Here is an 18,813-nt window from a genome sequence, read left to right on the forward strand (position 1 = left end):
TGAAACAACTCCCATGTGGCTGGGCATTTGCCTCAGGATAAATGCAACGGGCTGTTTATGCTTGGAAGATTGCCCAATGAGTAAAAGGAACGTTGTTCATATACTGGCTGCGTTCCTTCCTCTCTGAACCCTACAGTTCTGTGAATGGAATGACTTTTATCTCTGTTTAGAGGCGTTGTCATTAATTCCGGAGAACACCATGGAAACTACCGTTTCAGCAGCCAGTGCTGTCAAAAAAAGAACTAACGCGCGGTACTGGATAGTGGTGATGTTATTTATTGTCACCTCATTTAATTACGGCGATCGTGCCACGTTATCCATTGCCGGTTCGGCAATGGCCAAAGATATCGGGCTGGATTCCGTCGGGATGGGTTATATCTTCTCGGCATTTTCCTGGGCTTATGTCATCGGTCAAATACCCGGTGGCTGGCTGCTCGATAAATTCGGTTCGAAAAAAGTCTATTTCTACAGCATTTTCATCTGGTCTTTATTCACCCTGTTGCAGGGCTTTGTTGATGTCTTCAGCGGCTTCGGCATTGTTGTTTCATTGTTTGCCTTACGTTTTCTGGTCGGTCTGGCCGAAGCGCCGTCCTTCCCCGGCAACAGCCGTATCGTCGCCGCCTGGTTCCCGGCTCAGGAACGCGGCACTGCGGTCTCTATTTTTAACTCCGCACAGTACTTCGCCACGGTTATTTTCGCCCCGATCATGGGCTGGCTGACGCATGAGGTGGGCTGGTCACATGTCTTCTTCTTTATGGGCGGCCTCGGCATCATCCTGAGTTTCATCTGGCTGAAAGTGATCCACGATCCGAAAAATCATCCGGGCGTCAATCAGGCCGAACTTGATTACATGGAAGCCGGGGGAGCGCTGATCAATATGGATCAGAAGATCGCCCAAAAAGTCGTCGTCAAAGGCGAAAAAACCTTCCAGCTGAAGCAGTTACTGAAATCCCGCATGATGATTGGCATTTATATTGGCCAGTACTGCATCAACGCGCTGACCTATTTCTTCATTACCTGGTTTCCGGTGTATCTGGTTCAGGCGCGGGGTATGTCGATACTGAAAGCGGGTATGGTGGCTTCGGTACCGGCGATTTGCGGATTTCTCGGCGGTGTGCTGGGCGGGATCATTTCCGACTGGCTGATGCGCAGAACCGGCAACCTGACACTGTCGCGCAAGGCTCCGATTGTGATTGGCATGCTGCTGTCGATGTCGATGATTTTCTGCAACTACGTCGATACCGAATGGATGGTGGTCGGCATTATGGCATTCGCTTTCTTCGGTAAAGGTCTGGGGGCGCTGGGCTGGGCGGTGATGGCCGATACCGCACCGAAAGAAATCAGCGGGCTGAGCGGCGGGTTGTTCAACATGTTCGGTAACGTCTCCGGCATCATCACGCCGATCGCTATCGGCTACATTATCGGGACGACCGGCTCCTTCAACGGTGCACTGATTTATGTCGGCGTCCACGCGCTGCTCGCTGTGGTGAGTTATGTATTTATTGTGGGAAAAATCGAACGTATCCAGCTTCGTCCGTACGCCAGTACAGGCAGCATAAAAGGAGAACTGTGATGAGTACGCAATCCTCACCCGTCATTACTGATATGCAGGTCATTCCGGTGGCCGGGCATGACAGTATGCTGATGAATATCGGTGGCGCACATGGCGCTTACTTCACCCGCAATATCGTTATCCTCACAGACAGCGCCGGGAATACCGGTGTGGGCGAAGCGCCGGGGGGTGAGGTGATTTACCACACGCTGACGGAAGCTATTGCTCAGGTGAAAGGCCAGGAAGTCGCGCGCATGAACCGGCTGGTGCACCAGATCCACATGGGCAATCAGTCGTCTGATTTTGACTCTTTCGGCAAAGGCGCATGGACTTTCGAGCTGCGTGTTAACGCCGTCGCCGCACTCGAAGCCGCACTGCTGGATCTGATGGGCAAATTCCTCGGTGTGCCGGTATGTGAACTCCTCGGGCCGGGCAAACAGCGGGATGAAGTCACGGTGCTCGGTTATCTGTTCTATATCGGTGACCGGCAGAAAACCGATTTGCCTTATCAGACTGGGGAGCGCGTTAACCATGACTGGTATCACCTGCGTCATCAGGAGGCCATGAACAGCGAGGCGGTAGTGCGGCTGGCCGAAGCGGCGCAGGATCGTTATGGCTTCAGGGATTTCAAACTTAAAGGTGGCGTATTGCCGGGCGAGCAGGAGATCGAGGCGGTTAAAGCACTGGCAAAACGGTTCCCGGATGCGCGGATCACCGTCGATCCGAACGGCGCATGGCTGCTGGATGAAGCGATCGGTCTGTGCAAAAACCTGCACGGTATCCTCAGTTATGCCGAAGATCCGTGCGGCGCGGAGCAGGGTTTTTCCGGTCGTGAAGTGATGGCGGAATTCCGCCGCGCCACCGGTTTGCCGGTCGCCACTAACATGATCGCTACCAACTGGCGTGAGATGCAGCACGCGGTCATGTTGCAGTCGGTGGACATTCCGCTGGCGGACCCACACTTCTGGACGATGCACGGTGCAGTGCGTGTCGCTCAACTTTGCGATGAATGGGGCCTGACGTGGGGTTGTCATTCGAATAACCATTTCGATATTTCGCTGGCGATGTTTACTCATGTCGGCGCGTCCGTACCGGGTAAGCCGACGGCAATAGATACGCACTGGATCTGGCAGGAAGGCAGCCAACGCCTGACCAAAGAGCCGCTGCAAATTGTGAACGGGAAAATCAAAGTGCCTGAAAAACCGGGGCTGGGTGTGGAGATCGACATGGATCAAATCCATCGTGCCCACGCGCTGCACCGGACACTGCCGACCGGTGCGCGCAACGATGCCGCCGCGATGCAGTATCTGATCCCCGGCTGGACATTCGATCGTAAGCGCCCGGCACTCGGGCGCGGTTAACGGAATCTGAATTGACTAAGGAGTCAGCATGACCTCTTCATCTACACCTAAAATTGTCTCCATGCAGGTGATCCCGGTCGCCGGGCACGACAGCATGTTGCTTAATCTCAGCGGCGCACATGCCCCTTTCTTCACCCGCAACATCCTGATCCTCAAGGACAGCAGTGGTCACACCGGCGTCGGCGAAGTGCCGGGCGGCGAGAAAATTCGTCAGACGCTGGAGGATTCTGCGTTGCTGGTGATCGGCAAAACTCTGGGCGAATACAAAAATGTGATGACTGCCGTGCGGGAGAAATTTGCCGACCGTGATGCGTCAGGCCGGGGTTTGCAGACCTTTGATTTACGCACCACCATTCACGTCGTGACGGCGATCGAAGCTGCCATGCTTGACCTGCTCGGCCAGCATCTGGGCGTCACCGTGGCTTCATTGCTGGGCGACGGACAACAGCGTGATGAAGTCGAAATGCTTGGTTATCTGTTCTACGTCGGCGACCGTAATAAAACGTCGCTGGGCTATCAGAGCCAGCCGGGCGACAGCTGCGACTGGTATCGCCTGCGCCACGAGGAAGCGCTGACACCGGCGGCGGTAGTGCGTCTGGCGGAAGCCGCGTATGAGAAATACGGTTTTAATGATTTCAAATTAAAAGGCGGCGTGCTGGCCGGGAGCGAAGAGGCCGAAGCCGTGACGGCGCTGGCGCAGCGTTTCCCACAGGCGCGGATCACGCTCGATCCTAACGGTGCCTGGTCGCTGAATGAAGCGATCGCGCTGGGCAAACAACTGCGCGGTGTGCTGGCGTATGCGGAAGATCCGTGTGGCGCAGAGCAGGGCTTCTCCGGGCGTGAGGTGATGGCCGAGTTCCGCCAGGCGACCGGTCTGCCGACGGCCACTAACATGATCGCCACTGACTGGCGTCAGATGGGACATACCATCCAGTTGAAATCCGTCGATATTCCGCTGGCGGATCCGCACTTCTGGACGATGCAGGGGTCGGTTCGCGTGGCGCAGATGTGCCACGAGTGGGGGCTGACCTGGGGTTCGCATTCTAATAATCACTTTGATATCTCGCTGGCAATGTTCACCCAGGTAGCTGCCGCCGCGCCGGGTAAAATTACCGCCATCGACACCCACTGGATCTGGCAGGAAGGCAATCAGCGCCTGACCAAAGAACCGTTGCAGATCAAAGGCGGTAAAGTGCGCGTACCGGAACAACCGGGACTGGGCGTTGAACTGGATATGGATCAGGTGATGAAAGCCCACGAGCTGTACAAAGGCATGGGACTGGGCGCCCGTGACGATGCACAGGGCATGCAGTTCCTGATACCGGACTGGAAGTTCGATCCGAAAAAACCGTGTCTGGTGCGGTGATCGCCGGCCAGATCCCGGCCATTAAAAAAGCCTCTCCCGTGAGAGGCTTTTTGCATTCAGCGCTGCGGATCAGCGACGTGCGTGTGCCGCTGCGGCTTCGATCTGTTCATCGGATGGACGTATACCGGTATACAGCACGAACTGTTCCACGGCCTGTAACGCGGCCACTTCTTCACCGGTAATGATTTTCTTGCCGTGTTCACGGCCATAGCGGATCAGCGGCGTTTCGGTGGCTTGTGCGACGACGACGTCAAAGACGATACTGGCACGATCAATCACGGCCGGTTCAAACGCCAGAGAGTCCGCTTCCGGTGTCCCCGGCATGCCGATGGGTGTGACGTTAACCACCATATCAACGGCCAGATCGCCGACTTCTGCTTTCCATTCGTAACCGTATTCTTCTGCCAGTGCACGGCCGTTGGCTTCGTTACGGGCGATGATATAGCCGGTTTTGAAACCTGCGTCACGAATAGCTGCCACCACGGCTTTACCCATGCCGCCGCTGCCGCGCAGGGCGAAAACGGCGTCGCGCGGCACCTGATGGCTGTCGAGCAGCTTGGCGACTGCGATGTAATCGGTGTTGTAAGCGCGCAGGAATCCATCGTCATTGACAATCGTATTCACTGACTGAATGGCAGTTGCGGAAGGATCCAACTCATCAAGGAAAGGAATGCAGGCTTCCTTGAACGGCATCGAGACTGCGCAGCCGCGAATGCCCAGTGCGCGTACGCCTTTCACTGCGGCTTCGATGTCCTGAGTGGAAAACGCTTTGTAGACGTAATTCAGGTCTAATGCCTGATAAAGGCTGTTATGAAAACGGGTTCCGAAATTGCCCGGACGACCGGAAAGGGACATACACAACTGGGTGTCTTTGTTAATTTCCCGACTCATTTCATTCTCCTTTTAAGATATTCTTAATGACCTTACGGCCTATTAAGCAACCTTAGCTGAAACGATCAGCCCCGACAATCTGCCTCTGTCTCAAATCGGCTGTTATACTTAACGGATGCGTGAACACGGAGGCTGACATGAATTTAGATCTATTTGATCACCCCGATTTTCACCCCAACTGGCGCGAAGAACTGTGTCCGGGTGCAGTGGTATTGCGCGGTGCGGCGCTGGCAGATGATGCGGCGTTGCTGGCGGAGATCGACCGGATCGCCGGGCTGGTGCCTTTTCAGTATCGCGCCACGCCGGGCGGCTATGCGATGTCGGTGGCAATGACCAATTGCGGTGATGTCGGCTGGGTGACGGACAGGGCAGGTTATCGCTATCAGTCCACCTCGCCGGAAAGTCATCAGCACTGGCCGCCGATGCCGGAATTATATCGCCGGCTTGCCGTCAGCGCGGCAGAACAGGCGGGTTTTGCGGGCTTTACGCCGGATGCCTGTCTGATCAACCGTTATCAGCCGGGCGCAAAAATGAGCCTGCATCAGGATAAAGACGAGCACGATTTCGGCCAGCCGATCGTGTCTGTCTCGCTGGGTTTACCGGCTGTTTTCCAGTTTGGTGGCATGCAACGCAGTGATAAAACGCAGCGTGTGCCGCTGTTACATGGTGATATTGTGGTGTGGGGCGGCCCGTCGCGGTTGCGTTATCACGGCGTATTGCCGCTCAAAGCAGGCGAGCATCCGCTGACCGGTCAGTACCGGTTTAACCTGACTTTCAGAAAAGCGACGTAATTCCGTGGGGATCAGGCCGTAAAGCACAGGACTTTGTCCGCATTCTGCTTTACACTGCCGCCCTGCAAAAATGACATGTTGAATAAATAATTACTTAGGCGGTAAGCGATGAACGGCGTAATCACAACCTGGTTTGAAGATAAAGGTTTCGGTTTTATCAAAGATGAAAACGGCGATAACCGTTATTTCCACGTGATTAAAGTTGCCAACCCTGAGCTGATTAAAAAAGATGCGGCAGTCACCTTTGAACCGACCACTAACAACAAAGGGCTTTCCGCCTTTGCGGTGAAAGTTGAGCCGGAGAGCAAATACATCTTTATCGCCGGTGAGCGTATCAAAATCACCAGCATTAAATCATTCCTGGCGTTTAACGAAGAAGTCCCGGCAGAGACGAAAATCGATAAAGAAAACGCCGTGCTGTCCGTCGGATTGCTGATGAACCGTATCCGCCCGCAGGAAGAAGAGAAAAAAGCGGAAACGCGCACCATGAAAAAGCTGCTGATCACCACCTTCCAGAACAGCACCTATGTGTTCACCGAAGATGAAATTGACGTGGATGCCACGGTCAAAACGCTGAAAGCGCTGTAATACCCTTCTCAAACCGGTGCACATCCGTGGCACCGGTTCTGTTATCCCCCCTTTTTTAATACGTCACTGTCACTGTCACCGTATCGCTGTAGTTACCTGCAGGCTGGTTGCTTTGCGCCAGATTCACCGACGCGGTGTACGGAAACGATTGTGATGTACCGGTGCCGGTCGCGCTGCTGTTGGTGGAAGCCGTCCATACCGTACTGTCACCTTTAAATATCTGATATTGCAGATAAGAGGTGGTGCCGCCGACGGTTGAGGCCATCTGCCGGTATTGCCCGGACACCGGCACGCTGCTGGTCAGATTGACGGAATAGCTGGCGTTCAGGGTACAGCGTACGCTGATAGTATTTGCCACGACCGTGGTCAGTCCGGAAGGCAGGGCTGCACTGCCGAAACCGACGTTGGGTGCACTGTCGATATAACAGAAATTGGTGACGTTGAGGGTCAGGTTGATATTCCCTGTCGTGGAGCCGGAGTCTGCCAGACACAGTAAGGTACCAATAGCCACTGAACACATATTCCATGTCCAGGAGAGGGGAACGACATCCGTATAGGTGCCGGCGGCCAGATTGGAAATGGCGGCCGGACGGATGTAGAGAGGTAACGTACTGTTGGGGCCGGAAAATAAGCCTAGCAATCCCAGTGCCGTGGTGCTGCTCCAGGTGATGGTATCGTTCTGATTATAAACGGCACTGCAGCTGGCATCTTTGCACAGGCTGTAGGGCAAGTACTGACCCGTTGTCCCGCTGTAAAGTCTTGGCTGTGAGTTGCTGGGATGCTGAGTCACGCCGATCAGGGCGGTGATGGTATTGGTGCCTGCAATGTTGAGCAGTCCGCCGGTACAGCTTAATCCGCTGCCGCCTGATGTGATCAAGGGTGAGGAACTGACGGCAAAGGAGTTCTGTGTGCCCAGCGTGATGGTGCCTGGTGTGGTAGTACAACCCGCTCTTACCAGCGACGACGCGCCCAGCAATAACATCAGTAGCAATCCGCGATGCATCCTCTGCCTGAACATTCTCATGATTTATCTCCTGCTGTGACTTTCGCTGAGCCACCGGGGCATGCCAGCGGGCCGATCTGCTCAATGCTGTGGTAGTCAGGGTTGAGTGTGAAACTGATCCGGCAGACCGAATGATCTTCCGTCCGGATATTCAGTACGTTGTTTTCCTGTAAGTGCGAGAAATAGGCCAGCCCGTCGTAACCCGTGACGGTGGTTTGTTGCGTATTTTGCTCCGTGACCAGCGTGCCGGGCTTCAGGGGCTGTCCGGCAGCGTCATGCAGGGTGATATTGGCGGACAGCACTTTCTCGACGTTGAATTTCACCACCACGCCGCTGCCCTGTTTCACCGCAATACGATCGTTGACGTTATTGGCGACCACGTCGGCGGGCAGCGGCAGGGTGTCGATTTCTACTTTGGCCGGATAATACGAACTGACGGTCGGGATCAGCAGGTGGCCGTTTCTATCCGTTTTGCCCATTTTCTGATTCTCGTACAGCACCGGAACATCGGCATAATGGTCGGTATCCACCACGATAAAGGCGTCATTGATCTTGTCTGAAAGGAACCAGTCATTGGCCATAAACACCACCGATCCGCTCAGATCCGCCCACCGGGTGTAATCGCCCTGATTGCCGTAGAATCCGCCCTGGATGGTCGCGTAACGGGATTTCCAGGTGGCGTCGGCTTGCCGATACGGATTGTTGCCGCCGCTGTAGGCCAGATTCCAGCCCAGACCGCCGTCGGTTGGCGTGGCTTTACTGGCGCCGGTTTGCTCCTGATAATGACCCGCACTGTCCCGTTGCACACCGGCGTTCAGGTTAATATCGGGGCCAAGCGGAATGATAAATTGCAGCTGTGCGCTGTAGCCGTTATCACCCAGCGTTTTATTGAGCGATAAAAACAGGCTGCTTTGCCCCCACAGCGAGCGGCTGTAGGAAAAATTCACCAGACGGGTATGCGAATTGTCATAGGCTTCGACATCGTAATACCCGATACCCATCGTGCCGTTAGCATGCCCGAACGGCGACGTGCTGAACGTCACCTGATCCGACTGACGGCTTAACCGTGTGTCGCTGGTGTAAGACGTGATGTCCTGATAACCCGCCGTACGTTTTGAGCGCAGTGCTGACAGACTGAATACCGTCGAATAGTAGGAATAGCCCAGCGTGAACTGGTTGCCGTCTTTTTTATCCGTCACGCTTTCGTCGGGCGGAGGGAGCATTTTACCTCCGGCATCGGGCATGCCTGCCGTCGGGTTATCATTAAGCTGTGTCGTTATCTGATTATCACCGCTGACCGGCGGATGATCGGCTTTACTCTGGCTGGCTGAAACACTCAGTGTGCCCCAGGTACCGACCGCGATATCCGCGCCAGCGCCGCCCAGCGCCAGACCCTGTACGGCTTCGGTATGACCGGAAAGCGTCAGATAATTGTTCAGCCCGTAACGGTAAATCCCGCTGAATGCGGCATCCGAATAATCGCCGTTGGTGATGCCATAATTTTTGCGAACGGCCCCGAGTGAGAAATCGAAATCGCTGAGGTTTTTGCGCAGTAAGGTGTTGGAAACATAAAACGGCACGCTGGTCGAAACCTGACGTCCGACCGCATCGGTGGTGACAACCGTCGCTTCACCGGCGCCATTAATATACGGCACGTTGGTCAGGGTAAACGGCCCTGAATTCAGGTTATTACTGCTGGCTTTGTAGCCATTGAGGAACAAATCCACCGTGGTTGGTACCGCCGCCGTACCGCTGTATTGCAGCAACGGATAAGTCACCAGATCCGGCCGGACACCAAAGTTACGGCTGATACGTAAACCGCCCATACGTGCTGAATTACTCCACGTCAGTGAATCGCTGACGAAATCCCCGGCCTGGTAGCTGATCAGGTTTTTCTCGTCTGTGAAACGCCAGAAGGTGTCGTAACGCAGATAGCCATCCTGTGTGGTCTGGCCGCCGTTGCTGCTGTCGATGTTATCAACGTTATAGCGGTAAGTGCCGGTATTGGTGACCAGCCCGAGGCCGCTGAATAAACGTTGCTCCATCCAGGTGGCGATAGTTTTCGCTCCGCCGGGGGAATCGGTGTAGTAGGAATCATAGTTAAACAGCAGGCCGGTGCTGCTTTGCGACGGCGTGTAGTTCATCAGGGGATCACCACTGATATTCTGGTTCGGCAGCCAGGCGTCCGGCACGCTGAGTATCAGCTGCTGGGTGGCCGAATCGTATTTCGCTTTCACGTCCGGCAGTTCACCGACATTAATCAACCCCTGCCGGCCGTTAATATGAATATTATTTTTCGCCAGCACACCCGCTTCCACGAAATACGCGTTATTGCGCCAGGTGACCGGTACGACCTGATTGTCGGTCTGGCCGTTGACCACAATCGACAGATAAAACAGGGCGTCTGTGACCACCGGTGCCGCACGCGGGGCATCGGGCAGTGAAGAATATTCCTGCGCCTGTGCGCTGAAGGTACTCAGGCATAACAGGCACAGGCTTCCCCGAAAATACAGTGGTCGCTGATGACCTTTCCGGAGAAGACGTCTGATTGGCATCCTTTGCAGCTCCTGCTGTTACTGGCCGCGCGCGATGACAATCGGTTGGGTGTTATCCGCTATCTGCGCATTGAGCTGCGCACCCGGCGTCACCCCCGCCGGCACCGGCCAGCGCATTTGCTGCCCCGGCAATACATAACCCATAAAACCGCCGACCAGGGTTTTCACCCCCTGTTTCTGATTGCCGGTGGCGGACCAGAACACGTTGCTCAGCCGCGCATGCACGATGCCGGTATTGCGCACCTGCAAATACGTTTTCCCGTTTTCGGATACCGTACGCCAGCTGAGGATCGGGCGCGTTGCCGTGGAAGGATCACGCTTCACGTCGCTACGATCATGGGTCCACAAACTGCCGCCATCCATAAATAGCGGAAGCAGATAACGCATCTGCAATTGCAGGCCGACCACCGCTTTGTCCTTCCCCTGCGAGGAATCATTCAGCGGGGAAGGGATCTCATCAATAATGATGCGGTACGCCTGCTCGGTATTGGCCGCAACCGGGGTATTGCGGATCAGCCGGATCAACTGACGCTGACCCGGCGGCACGGTAGCGAAAGGCGGGCTGGCGACTACGTTGCTTTGATCGGCGTATTTCTCGTTAAAATTCTCCTGCTTCCAGGCGAGTACGCGCACCTGCAAGGACACCGGTTCCGCGCCACGGTTTTCCAGCCACAGGGCGGATCCGTTCTGATCGGATTCAATAATCTGATAGACCGGCCAGACCAGCACCGAACTGGCAGCCTGTGCGGTCAGGCAAGACAGAAAAGCCCAGGTCAGTGCGGCGGTGGCGAACAGGCGTAAAAGCAATGTCTTCATATTTCTATATCCTGATAATTCAATAGGTTAATGTCACGGTGACCGTGTCGGTATACGTCCCGGCGGAAGGCAGGGGGCTCACAGCGTATAAGCGTGCATAAACCGGATAGGTTTGGGTGGTAGCCGGAAAGCTGGGGATGGACATCACCAGCGCGCCATCGCCCCATACCTGACTGCGGGCGGCGTCGCGAAAAAGCTGGTAGCCGAGCTGATCGGGATTACTGGTGTTTTGCATAAAGCGCCGGGTGGCGGTGCCCCCGTGGATACCGTAATCCATGGCAATACTGACGGAGGCACCCGGCGTACAGGTCACTACCACGGAACCGGCGCCCGTGCTGCTGACCGTATCGACGTTACTGGTGAGGGACGACATAGAACCGAAGTTGATGGTGCCGAGATTGGTGGTCGGGCTGGAAAGTGAGCTGCCAAATACGCAGCCATTGGTGAGAGTGGCTGAAACGGTAAATGTGCTGGTAGCTGTGGCGGCACGCGCTGAACTGCATAACATCAGCGACAATAAAACCAGCGACAATAAAACCAGCGGCAATAATACCCTCACCGGTAATAACGCGGTCGGAACCCGCTGGCGGCCAGGCATCATCACCTCTACCAGGATACGGTGACATTCACCGTATCCTGATAAACACCGGCAGCGGGCGTGGTTTGTGCCGGAACGCGGCCATAGACCGTGCTCCATTGATCCGCGCCGTTACCGGTGCCGCTGACGCCGGTGGTGTTGTCCCACACCGTGGTGCGGGCGGCCGTGGTATAAAGATTGTAAAGCAGGGTGGAAGCGCTGTTGGTGGTGTTCACCATTCGCCGCGCCGTGACCACGCCACTGCTGCCGCCATCCATGACAATTTTGTACGTCACCCCGCTCACGCATTTCACGCGGATCGATCCCGCCAGTTGTGCGCTGGTCGCATTCACCGCGCTGGTGAGCGATGCATAATTGCCAAAATTCAGCGTACCGAAACTGGTGCTGCCGGACGTCGTGGTTCCCGCTTCACAGGCGGGCAGCAACGTGGCACTGATGCCTATTGTTGCCGCCTGACTCAGTGAAATATACCCTTGCATTGACACCAGCAGTGCGGCTGGCAGTAGCAGCAGTACCTTGATGTCCATGATCTTTCCTTCCTTGAACCGAAAGCCAGTCAGAGGCGGAACCGACTCTGATGGAAAAACTCTTACCAGGAAAGAGTGGCAACAACGGTATCGTTATAGGTGCCCGCAGCCGGTGTGGTACTGGTCTGATCGGCAGGCAGCACACGACCGTAAATCGGAATATTTTGCGCCGTGGTGCCTGTCGTGAGCGTAATCGGCGTATTAATCGCGATTTCGGTAGTCCGTGCGGTATCGGAATAGAGGCGGTAAGGAATACTGTTACCGCTGGATGTCATGGTACGCAGCCCGCCGGTTGCCGCCAGTCCGCCGTTCAGTGACAGCGTCGGGGTCAGTCCGGTGCTACAGGTGATCGTGACTGCACCGGTGCCGTTGGCCCCGAATACCGTCCCGTTAATGACGCTGGTCAGATCGGCGTAGTTACCAAAGTTCAGTGTACCCCACTGGTTGGTCCCCCCCGTTGATGTGCCGTTACCGACCGTACAACCGGTGCTGATGGTCAGCTGAACGCCTACCTGTCCTGTTAAAGTACCGGCTGCCTGTGCGCCAGCGGCTAATGTCAGCGTTGCAGCGGCAAGAACGGCCAGCAATAATGATTTTTTTTCGCCCATGATGACTCCCAAAAACAGCTTACACCGTTGTGTATTCATGCAACGTCGTTGCATGTGGAAATCCTCTGGTGATGAATAATTAACGCTAAAAACTGCAAAAAAGCCGGTAAGAAACAGCGTGCAGGCCGGGTGTTATGTTTTCCCTTCACAACGGAGCGGAACCCTGACCTTATGTGCATGATGAAAAACGCCATCATGGTTAAATATAAGTTAATAAATTTACCTTAAGGTAATCTTTTCATTATTCAGGCCAATAAGGATAAAAACTCCATAAATTACAAATTATCGAATTTTTATCCTGTTTATTATTGATTTATGTTGATAATGATTGCCTTGTCTAAACCAAAAAACGCAGCTGTTTAACCTTTCTGGTTGTGGTGTTACCTGCTTGCTGCCCGTCATTGTTTAACAGCGCTACTGATGTTTTATGATGATGTGCTTCAGGAGGGGAAACCGCCGGCGCGTTTTCTGCTTTTTGAACAGGCTGACGCTCGGGGTTTCCCGCGTAGTGCCAGCAACACCACCAGCGCACAGAACAGCGTAATCGCCATCAGACACAACAGTAAGGGATGCAGTGAGGCGGCATAAAGCTGCTGTAGCTGCGGCGTACTGGCCTGCGGGATAAGCTGCTGTGTCACGGAAAGATTACCGGTCGCCAGACGTTGCGCCGCCTGGCTGATAGTTTCTGAGCTGATCGCATCACTGCTGAAATGCGCTGCCAGTGCGTTGCGGGTTAACGCCGACACAATAGCACTGACAATCGCCAGTGAGATGCCTTCTCCCGCCACGCGTGTGGTGCTGAAAATACCGGTTGCCATGCCCGCACGTTCCGTTGGCACGACGCTCACCGACAAGCCATCCATCAGCCCCCACGGCAAACCGGTACCGATGCCGATAACCACCATTGGCGCAATCATGCCTGTCAGATTCTGTGCCAGCACAGCCTGACTGAGCCAGCCCAAACCGGCGGCGGCAATCACTAACCCTGATGTGCATAATACCCCCGCAGAAATCCAGCGCGTCAGCCATGCCGCCAGCATCGGTACAATCAGCATCGGCAGTGAAAGCGCCATCATCATCAGCCCGGCGCGTTCTTCACTCAGACCCGTAACGCCGATAAATAGCATCGGCAAGACCACCAGCAGCACCACAAAACAAAAACCGGTCGCCAGCGGCAATGCCTGTACACCGATAAAACGGATGTAGCGGAAAAGCGATAAATCCAGCATCGGTTTTTTCACCCGTAATTCAATGACCACAAATACTGCGAGTAGCAGTGCCGCGCCACCCAGTTGAGAAAGTACTCGCGTGCTGTGCAGTCCGGATTGGGGAATATCCATCAGCGCCCAGGTCAGTAACGCCAGCATGGCGGTGAAGGAAAGGGTGCCCGGCCAGTCAATGCCGGATGCCTGCGGATTACGCGTTTCGCGCATTTTGGCTGCGCCGGTGATGAGAGAAAGAGCCGCAATGACTGTCGCGGAGAGAAACACCGAACGCCAGCCGAAATGCGCGATCAGCACGCCCGCAAGGAACGGGCCGAAAGCCAGCCCGACGCCAAAACTGCTGCCCATCAGGCTGAAGGCCCGGGTACGTGCTGCGCCATCGAATTCCTGCGCCAGTGCTGCACCCCCCCCTGCCAGCGCACCGGCAGCCGCAATACCCTGCGCGGCGCGCAGTAAATCAATCGCCAGCACACTGCTGCTGAAAGCCTGCAATAAGGATAAAAGTGCAAACAGCGAGACGCCGCTGACGAACACTTTTTTGCGCCCCAGTTCATCGGCCAGCGCCCCGGCGGCCATCAGAAAACAGCCGAAAGTAAGCATAAACGCATTGGTTATCCAGCTCAGCGCCTGCGCGCTGCCGCCGAGTTCACGGGCGATCGCGGGCGTTGCCACCGCGCCGCTGACAAAGTTGAGGGGTAAAATCACTGCCGCCAGACATACGGTAAACAGAACGCGCAGGCTGCCCGCCGGGGGGGTTGTTGAGGGATGCATGGGTTTCTCCAACGAATTAGGGTTAGCGATGATGATAAAATGTCGGTAATGTGACGGAAACAGGCCGTCAGTCCGATGATTGCGGACTAAAACGCTCGTATAAACGGGAGTCAATATGGAAAACCTCAACGGCCTGCTGGCGTTTGTCCGCGCGGCGCAAAGTCAGAGTTTCGCCGCAGCGGCAGAGCGGATGGGCATTTCGGCCTCGGCGGTCGGGAAAAGTGTGGCACGGCTTGAGGAAAAACTCAGCGTACGGCTGTTCAACCGCAGTACGCGGCGCATCAGCCTGACCGATGAAGGTCAGTTGTTTTTTGAGCGCTGTCAGAATATCGTCACGCAACTGGAAGACGCCGAGCAGGAACTGGTACGGATTTCCGCCGTGCCACGCGGTAAATTACGTATCACCGCGCCTGCTATTGGTTACCGCATGTTGTTGCCGCATTTGCCGGAATTTCGCCAGCGTTATCCCGACGTTGAGCTGGATCTGGATTTCAGTGACCGTATGGTGGACGTTATTGATGAAGGATTTGATATCGCCATCCGCAGCGGGGAACTGAACAGTTCGCAGATGATGTCGCGCCGTCTCGGGCCATTCCGTTTTGCCATTGTCGGTGCTCCGCAATATTTTGCCGCGCATCCTGCGCCGCTTACACCTGACGACCTTTATCAACATGCTTGCCTTCGCTACCGGTTTCCGGGCAACGGACAATGGCAGGAATGGGAAATGACCAGCCCGACGCCGCCGGAACTGCCGCTGGCGCTAAGCAGCAATAATCTGGAGTCGATACTGCAGGCGACGGTGCAGGGATTAGGGCTGGCGTATGTACCGGAATTTATCGTGCGGCCGTATCTGGCATCCGGTGAACTGATTTCGGTACTGCCCGCCTATCTGAAAGAAGGTGGGAAGTTTTCGGTAGTCTGGCCAAGCAGCCGCCATATGCTACCGAAAGTACGGGTTTTTATCGATTTCCTGACCGAAAAGCAGGTGCTGGGCTGATCAGTTTCTCTCTCATTGTTTATCCAGCCATTTGCCCATTTCGCCCAGGGCTTCATCAAGGTTTTCACGCCCGAAACCGATACGCAGGAAATCTTCAGATACGGCATTGAGTGCTGAGCCGTAGACCACCGAAGGAATGACCATCACTCCCGCCTGTTGCACCAGTTGCGTAGCAAAAGCTTCTGCGCCTTCCGCGCCGGTATAGCGCACAAACGTCAGCACCCCGGCTTTCGGCAATGATAACTGAAACAAGTGCGGATACCGCGCCAGAAACGCGGTCAGTGAGGCGAGGCGGCGGCGCGAACGTTCCATCACCCGTTCGAGGATCGGAATACGGGCATTGAGTGCTATCGTCGTGAGCACTTCGCCAGGCATGGAATTACAGATCGACAGATACTGCTTCATACGTTCCAGTTCCAGCATCCACGTTTTATCCTGACAGGCTACCCAGCCGATGCGCAGCCCCGGCAAACCGTACGCTTTTGAGGTCACGTTCAGCGAAATACCCCGTTCATAAATATCGGCGAGTTGCGGCAGGCGGTCAGCCGGATCAAACTCTGTCAGCCGGTACACTTCATCCGAAAAAATCCAGATCCCGCGTTCGCGGCACAGGTCGATCAGTTCATCAAGCTGCGCACGGCTTATCAGCGCGCCGGTCGGGTTATGCGGAAAGTTAATGACCAGCACTTTGGTATTAGGGCGCAATGCATCACGGATTTTGCCGGTATCCAGCGCCCAGTCATTATCTGCATCCAGCGCCACGCCGCTGACATCGCACAGCGATAACGGCACACTTTCCAGCGACTGATAATTCGGGGTAATCACCACGGCGTGATCGCCGGATTTGAGCAGCATCTGGAAACTGGCGTAAATCGCTTCGTCTGCACCGGCAAAACTGATGATGTCCTGCGCGGTAATTTTTTGATAGGTCGAGGCGATAGCATCAAGCAGTGCCGGTGTCCCGCGTAACGGCGGATAATCCAGCATCGTCTGCATGAACGGGGCGCGGTGTTCTTTCCCTGCCAGTTCAAAGAGCGTATCGAGGTCCATTGATTCAGGATAGGAAGAGGACAGCGGAAAACGCACCGCATGTTCGAGGCGCGAGAGGTAACTGATCAGACGAAAATCTTCAGGAAAAGACATGGCGTACCTGCTAATGAAAAATCAAAGCGTTCGTTAATGAAAAATCAAAACATCAGCGGCGCTGGCCTTGCGCAAAACGGCGCTCAAGGCGGCTTTGCAGCAGTTCTAACACAATCGACATAATCCAGTATATCGCGGCTGCGGTCGCCAGCATTTCCATATACCGGTAGGTGCTGCGCCCGTAAGATTGTGCCAGAAAGTTCAGTTCCCACAGCCCCATCAGCGAGACCAGCGAGGAATCTTTCAGCATCGAAATAAATATCGAACCGGCGGGCGGGATAATGATGCGCAGCGCCTGAGGAGCGGTGACGTGCACCGCAACCGTCCAGCGTGATACGCCGAGCGCCAGCGCGGCTTCCTGCTGACCGCGCGGGACCGAAAGTACGCCGCTGCGGATGGTTTCCGCCAGGTAGGCACCGTAGTTCATCGACAAAGCGATAATGCCTGAGCTGAGCGCGCCGAGCACAATGCCCGCCTGCGGCAGCGCCAGATAGATAATCAGCACCTGCACCAGCAGCGGCGTACCGCGAAACAGCGAGGCATAAAACGTCGCGCAACCAAACGCCAGCGCATTTTCAGACATCCGTCCGAGCGCGGTAACCAGCCCGATCAACAGACAGAAAAACATTGAGCAGGCAGTGATCATAATGGTCAGCGCTGCCCCCTGAATGAAGCCGTCCGGTGACAGGCGCAGGCCAAGCAGGAACGGCAGTTTCTGGCTAATCAGGCTCCAGTCGAGCCCCATTTTGCTGAACGTGCCGAGCAGCAGGCTGAGCAAAATCAGCCACGTCAGCCCGGTTTTAAATTTAAACGCGTGTGCGTGGTGCCAGCGTTCCGGCGTTTCCACTTTCGGCTGGCTGTCCGGGATTTGTGGCATTACGGTACCTCGTGGGTAATATCTTCACCCAGCCAGTGCTGAGAGATTTTAGCCAGTGTGCCATCGTCGCGCAGCGATTTGATGGTATCGGCCACTTTCTTATCCCATTCCGGATCGCCTTTGTCGGTGGCTACCCAGTTCGGTTCCGCATAAAGCTCGGTGACAATTTTAAACACCGGCGCGCGTTTGATACGGGCATTCGCGGTGGCTAAATCGGATACCACGCCGTCAAGACGCACACCGGGCCCGAGCGCCAGATTCTGGAACGCCACTTCTTCGTCGCTTGGGATCACCTGTACGTTATCGAACGGGAATGCGAGGGGTTTGCTGCCTGGGATCACCAGCGTTTTTTGCAGATACGTTTCGTAAGTCGAACCGATGCCGACGCCAATCTTTTTATTGCTCAGATCAGCCGCCGATTTGATGCGGTCATCTTTCTTATTGACCACTAAGACAGCCGGGGAGTTGTAATACGGTGTCGGGAAATCCAGCACCCTGGCACGTTCGGTGTTTGGCGTCATTGAGCAGATACAGGTATCCCAGCGACCCTGCCATTTTCCGCCGACAATGGTTTCCCAGCCCGGTGCAATGATCTCAAGTTTTACGCCCATCCGCTGCGCCACGGCTTTGGCCACATCAACGTCAAAACCGGCCAGCTGGTTATTATCATCAATAAAACCAAACGGCGGGTAATCGTTAACGATGGCATTACGCAACACACCGGTTTTGGTCACGCGATCCAGCGTCGCACCGGCAAATGAGGCAGCTGAAAACAGGGAGGCGGCAAGCAGAGTCACCACGACAAACGGAGTACGCATAAACAGAGTTTCCTTAAACGTAACCAAATTGAGAGATTATTGTGAAAACCTACACTAAGTTTTAGACGTATAGAAGTCTAAATTAAGCCTTTTCAGACTTACAGTGAACTCTGCGGAAAATCCCCCCAATCACAGTGCATTACTTCAATGCGGAGGTAACTCAGTAATCCCGCCCCGACGTGAGGTTAACTGTAGATGCTGCGGGCACTATCCGGTATGCAGATTTACGCGCAATTTCTTCCAATACCCGGCCGCAGGAGCGTGTTTAAATCGTGTCTCTCCATTGTGCTCAGGGGGCTGACACTAGGTTGACGACATTATTTGGGTC

17 protein-coding genes are annotated in these 18,813 nt (G+C 55.1%); 6 read left to right on the top strand and 11 right to left on the bottom strand.

Annotated features, from left to right (window positions below; translation table 11 throughout):
* Positions 1–199 precede the first annotated feature (199 nt).
* Genes EVX52_RS12110 through gudD form a run of 3 tightly spaced genes read left to right on the top strand, consistent with a single transcriptional unit; the run spans position 200 to position 4,279 of the window.
* On the top strand, positions 200–1,573 hold the full coding sequence (locus EVX52_RS12110; RefSeq protein ID WP_129991353.1) for an MFS transporter: 1,374 nt from the start codon (positions 200–202) through the stop codon (positions 1,571–1,573).
* The gene (locus tag EVX52_RS12115) at positions 1,573–2,913 is read left to right on the top strand and encodes an enolase C-terminal domain-like protein (RefSeq protein ID WP_129953120.1); all 1,341 of its coding nucleotides are present in this window, start codon (positions 1,573–1,575) and stop codon (positions 2,911–2,913) included. The genes EVX52_RS12110 and EVX52_RS12115 overlap by 1 nt, the downstream gene beginning before the upstream one ends.
* Positions 2,914–2,941: 28 nt before the next feature.
* The gene (gene gudD, locus EVX52_RS12120; RefSeq protein WP_129953119.1) at positions 2,942–4,279 is read left to right on the top strand and encodes a glucarate dehydratase; all 1,338 of its coding nucleotides are present in this window, start codon (positions 2,942–2,944) and stop codon (positions 4,277–4,279) included.
* A 69-nt stretch (positions 4,280–4,348) separates the two neighbouring features.
* On the opposite strand, the gene EVX52_RS12125 is transcribed toward gudD, so the two are convergent.
* Positions 4,349–5,170, bottom strand: a complete 822-nt coding sequence (locus EVX52_RS12125; RefSeq protein ID WP_129953118.1) for a shikimate 5-dehydrogenase — start codon at positions 5,168–5,170, stop codon at positions 4,349–4,351.
* A gap of 137 nt (positions 5,171–5,307) precedes the next feature.
* On the opposite strand from EVX52_RS12125, the gene alkB reads away from it, so the two are divergent.
* Positions 5,308–5,961, top strand: a complete 654-nt coding sequence (gene alkB, locus EVX52_RS12130; protein WP_129991354.1) for a DNA oxidative demethylase AlkB — start codon at positions 5,308–5,310, stop codon at positions 5,959–5,961.
* A gap of 108 nt (positions 5,962–6,069) precedes the next feature.
* On the top strand, positions 6,070–6,549 hold the full coding sequence (locus EVX52_RS12135) for a cold-shock protein (RefSeq protein ID WP_129953116.1): 480 nt from the start codon (positions 6,070–6,072) through the stop codon (positions 6,547–6,549).
* A gap of 55 nt (positions 6,550–6,604) precedes the next feature.
* Here the strand turns inward: EVX52_RS12135 and EVX52_RS12140 are convergent, their stop codons facing one another.
* From EVX52_RS12140 to EVX52_RS12175, 7 genes are all read right to left on the bottom strand, one after another.
* On the bottom strand, positions 6,605–7,573 hold the full coding sequence (locus EVX52_RS12140) for a spore coat protein U domain-containing protein (RefSeq protein WP_129991355.1): 969 nt from the start codon (positions 7,571–7,573) through the stop codon (positions 6,605–6,607).
* Positions 7,570–10,107, bottom strand: coding sequence for a fimbria/pilus outer membrane usher protein (locus EVX52_RS25560; RefSeq protein ID WP_240783465.1), 2,538 nt, complete (start codon positions 10,105–10,107; stop codon positions 7,570–7,572). Before EVX52_RS25560 ends, EVX52_RS12140 begins: the two co-directional genes overlap by 4 nt.
* Before the next feature lie 18 nt (positions 10,108–10,125).
* Complete coding sequence (locus EVX52_RS12155) at positions 10,126–10,923, bottom strand: molecular chaperone (RefSeq protein WP_129991356.1); 798 nt, start codon at positions 10,921–10,923, stop codon at positions 10,126–10,128.
* Between the two features lie 19 nt (positions 10,924–10,942).
* The gene (locus EVX52_RS12160) at positions 10,943–11,431 is read right to left on the bottom strand and encodes a spore coat U domain-containing protein (protein ID WP_240783469.1); all 489 of its coding nucleotides are present in this window, start codon (positions 11,429–11,431) and stop codon (positions 10,943–10,945) included.
* Positions 11,432–11,529: 98 nt separating this feature from the next.
* Positions 11,530–12,048: a spore coat U domain-containing protein gene (locus EVX52_RS12165; protein WP_129953112.1), complete on the bottom strand. Its 519-nt coding sequence runs from the start codon at positions 12,046–12,048 to the stop codon at positions 11,530–11,532.
* Positions 12,049–12,110: 62 nt separating this feature from the next.
* Positions 12,111–12,656: a spore coat protein U domain-containing protein gene (locus EVX52_RS12170; protein ID WP_129953324.1), complete on the bottom strand. Its 546-nt coding sequence runs from the start codon at positions 12,654–12,656 to the stop codon at positions 12,111–12,113.
* A 440-nt stretch (positions 12,657–13,096) separates the two neighbouring features.
* A complete protein-coding gene (locus EVX52_RS12175; RefSeq protein WP_129991357.1) occupies positions 13,097–14,650 on the bottom strand; it encodes an MFS transporter in 1,554 nt (517 codons plus the stop codon).
* A gap of 115 nt (positions 14,651–14,765) precedes the next feature.
* On the opposite strand from EVX52_RS12175, the gene EVX52_RS12180 reads away from it, so the two are divergent.
* A complete protein-coding gene (locus EVX52_RS12180; protein ID WP_129953110.1) occupies positions 14,766–15,647 on the top strand; it encodes a LysR substrate-binding domain-containing protein in 882 nt (293 codons plus the stop codon).
* A gap of 12 nt (positions 15,648–15,659) precedes the next feature.
* On the opposite strand, the gene EVX52_RS12185 is transcribed toward EVX52_RS12180, so the two are convergent.
* From EVX52_RS12185 to EVX52_RS12195, 3 genes are read right to left on the bottom strand one after another with little or no spacing between them, the layout of a single operon-like run.
* Positions 15,660–16,790, bottom strand: a complete 1,131-nt coding sequence (locus EVX52_RS12185; protein ID WP_129953109.1) for an aminotransferase class I/II-fold pyridoxal phosphate-dependent enzyme — start codon at positions 16,788–16,790, stop codon at positions 15,660–15,662.
* 52 nt (positions 16,791–16,842) lie between these two features.
* Positions 16,843–17,667: an amino acid ABC transporter permease gene (locus EVX52_RS12190; RefSeq protein ID WP_129953108.1), complete on the bottom strand. Its 825-nt coding sequence runs from the start codon at positions 17,665–17,667 to the stop codon at positions 16,843–16,845.
* Positions 17,667–18,485: a transporter substrate-binding domain-containing protein gene (locus EVX52_RS12195; RefSeq protein ID WP_129953107.1), complete on the bottom strand. Its 819-nt coding sequence runs from the start codon at positions 18,483–18,485 to the stop codon at positions 17,667–17,669. Before EVX52_RS12195 ends, EVX52_RS12190 begins: the two co-directional genes overlap by 1 nt.
* Positions 18,486–18,813 lie beyond the last annotated feature (328 nt).

Origin of the sequence: Rahnella sp. CFA14(1/10), assembly GCF_004195095.1 — a bacterium.
Lineage (GTDB): Bacteria > Pseudomonadota > Gammaproteobacteria > Enterobacterales > Enterobacteriaceae > Rahnella > Rahnella perminowiae.

Excerpts from the sequence above, each read along its gene's own strand:
- EVX52_RS12110 (WP_129991353.1), top strand. The coding sequence starts at position 200 with ATGGAAACTACCGTTTCAGCAGCCAGTGCTGTCAAAAAAAGAACTAAC.
- EVX52_RS12115 (WP_129953120.1), top strand. The coding sequence starts at position 1,573 with ATGAGTACGCAATCCTCACCCGTCATTACTGATATGCAGGTCATTCCG.
- gudD (WP_129953119.1), top strand. The coding sequence starts at position 2,942 with ATGACCTCTTCATCTACACCTAAAATTGTCTCCATGCAGGTGATCCCG.
- EVX52_RS12125 (WP_129953118.1), bottom strand. The coding sequence starts at position 5,170 with ATGAGTCGGGAAATTAACAAAGACACCCAGTTGTGTATGTCCCTTTCC.
- alkB (WP_129991354.1), top strand. The coding sequence starts at position 5,308 with ATGAATTTAGATCTATTTGATCACCCCGATTTTCACCCCAACTGGCGC.
- EVX52_RS12135 (WP_129953116.1), top strand. The coding sequence starts at position 6,070 with ATGAACGGCGTAATCACAACCTGGTTTGAAGATAAAGGTTTCGGTTTT.
- EVX52_RS12140 (WP_129991355.1), bottom strand. The coding sequence starts at position 7,573 with ATGAGAATGTTCAGGCAGAGGATGCATCGCGGATTGCTACTGATGTTA.
- EVX52_RS25560 (WP_240783465.1), bottom strand. The coding sequence starts at position 10,107 with ATGCCAATCAGACGTCTTCTCCGGAAAGGTCATCAGCGACCACTGTAT.
- EVX52_RS12155 (WP_129991356.1), bottom strand. The coding sequence starts at position 10,923 with ATGAAGACATTGCTTTTACGCCTGTTCGCCACCGCCGCACTGACCTGG.
- EVX52_RS12160 (WP_240783469.1), bottom strand. The coding sequence starts at position 11,431 with ATGTTATGCAGTTCAGCGCGTGCCGCCACAGCTACCAGCACATTTACC.
- EVX52_RS12165 (WP_129953112.1), bottom strand. The coding sequence starts at position 12,048 with ATGGACATCAAGGTACTGCTGCTACTGCCAGCCGCACTGCTGGTGTCA.
- EVX52_RS12170 (WP_129953324.1), bottom strand. The coding sequence starts at position 12,656 with ATGGGCGAAAAAAAATCATTATTGCTGGCCGTTCTTGCCGCTGCAACG.
- EVX52_RS12175 (WP_129991357.1), bottom strand. The coding sequence starts at position 14,650 with ATGCATCCCTCAACAACCCCCCCGGCGGGCAGCCTGCGCGTTCTGTTT.
- EVX52_RS12180 (WP_129953110.1), top strand. The coding sequence starts at position 14,766 with ATGGAAAACCTCAACGGCCTGCTGGCGTTTGTCCGCGCGGCGCAAAGT.
- EVX52_RS12185 (WP_129953109.1), bottom strand. The coding sequence starts at position 16,790 with ATGTCTTTTCCTGAAGATTTTCGTCTGATCAGTTACCTCTCGCGCCTC.
- EVX52_RS12190 (WP_129953108.1), bottom strand. The coding sequence starts at position 17,667 with ATGCCACAAATCCCGGACAGCCAGCCGAAAGTGGAAACGCCGGAACGC.
- EVX52_RS12195 (WP_129953107.1), bottom strand. The coding sequence starts at position 18,485 with ATGCGTACTCCGTTTGTCGTGGTGACTCTGCTTGCCGCCTCCCTGTTT.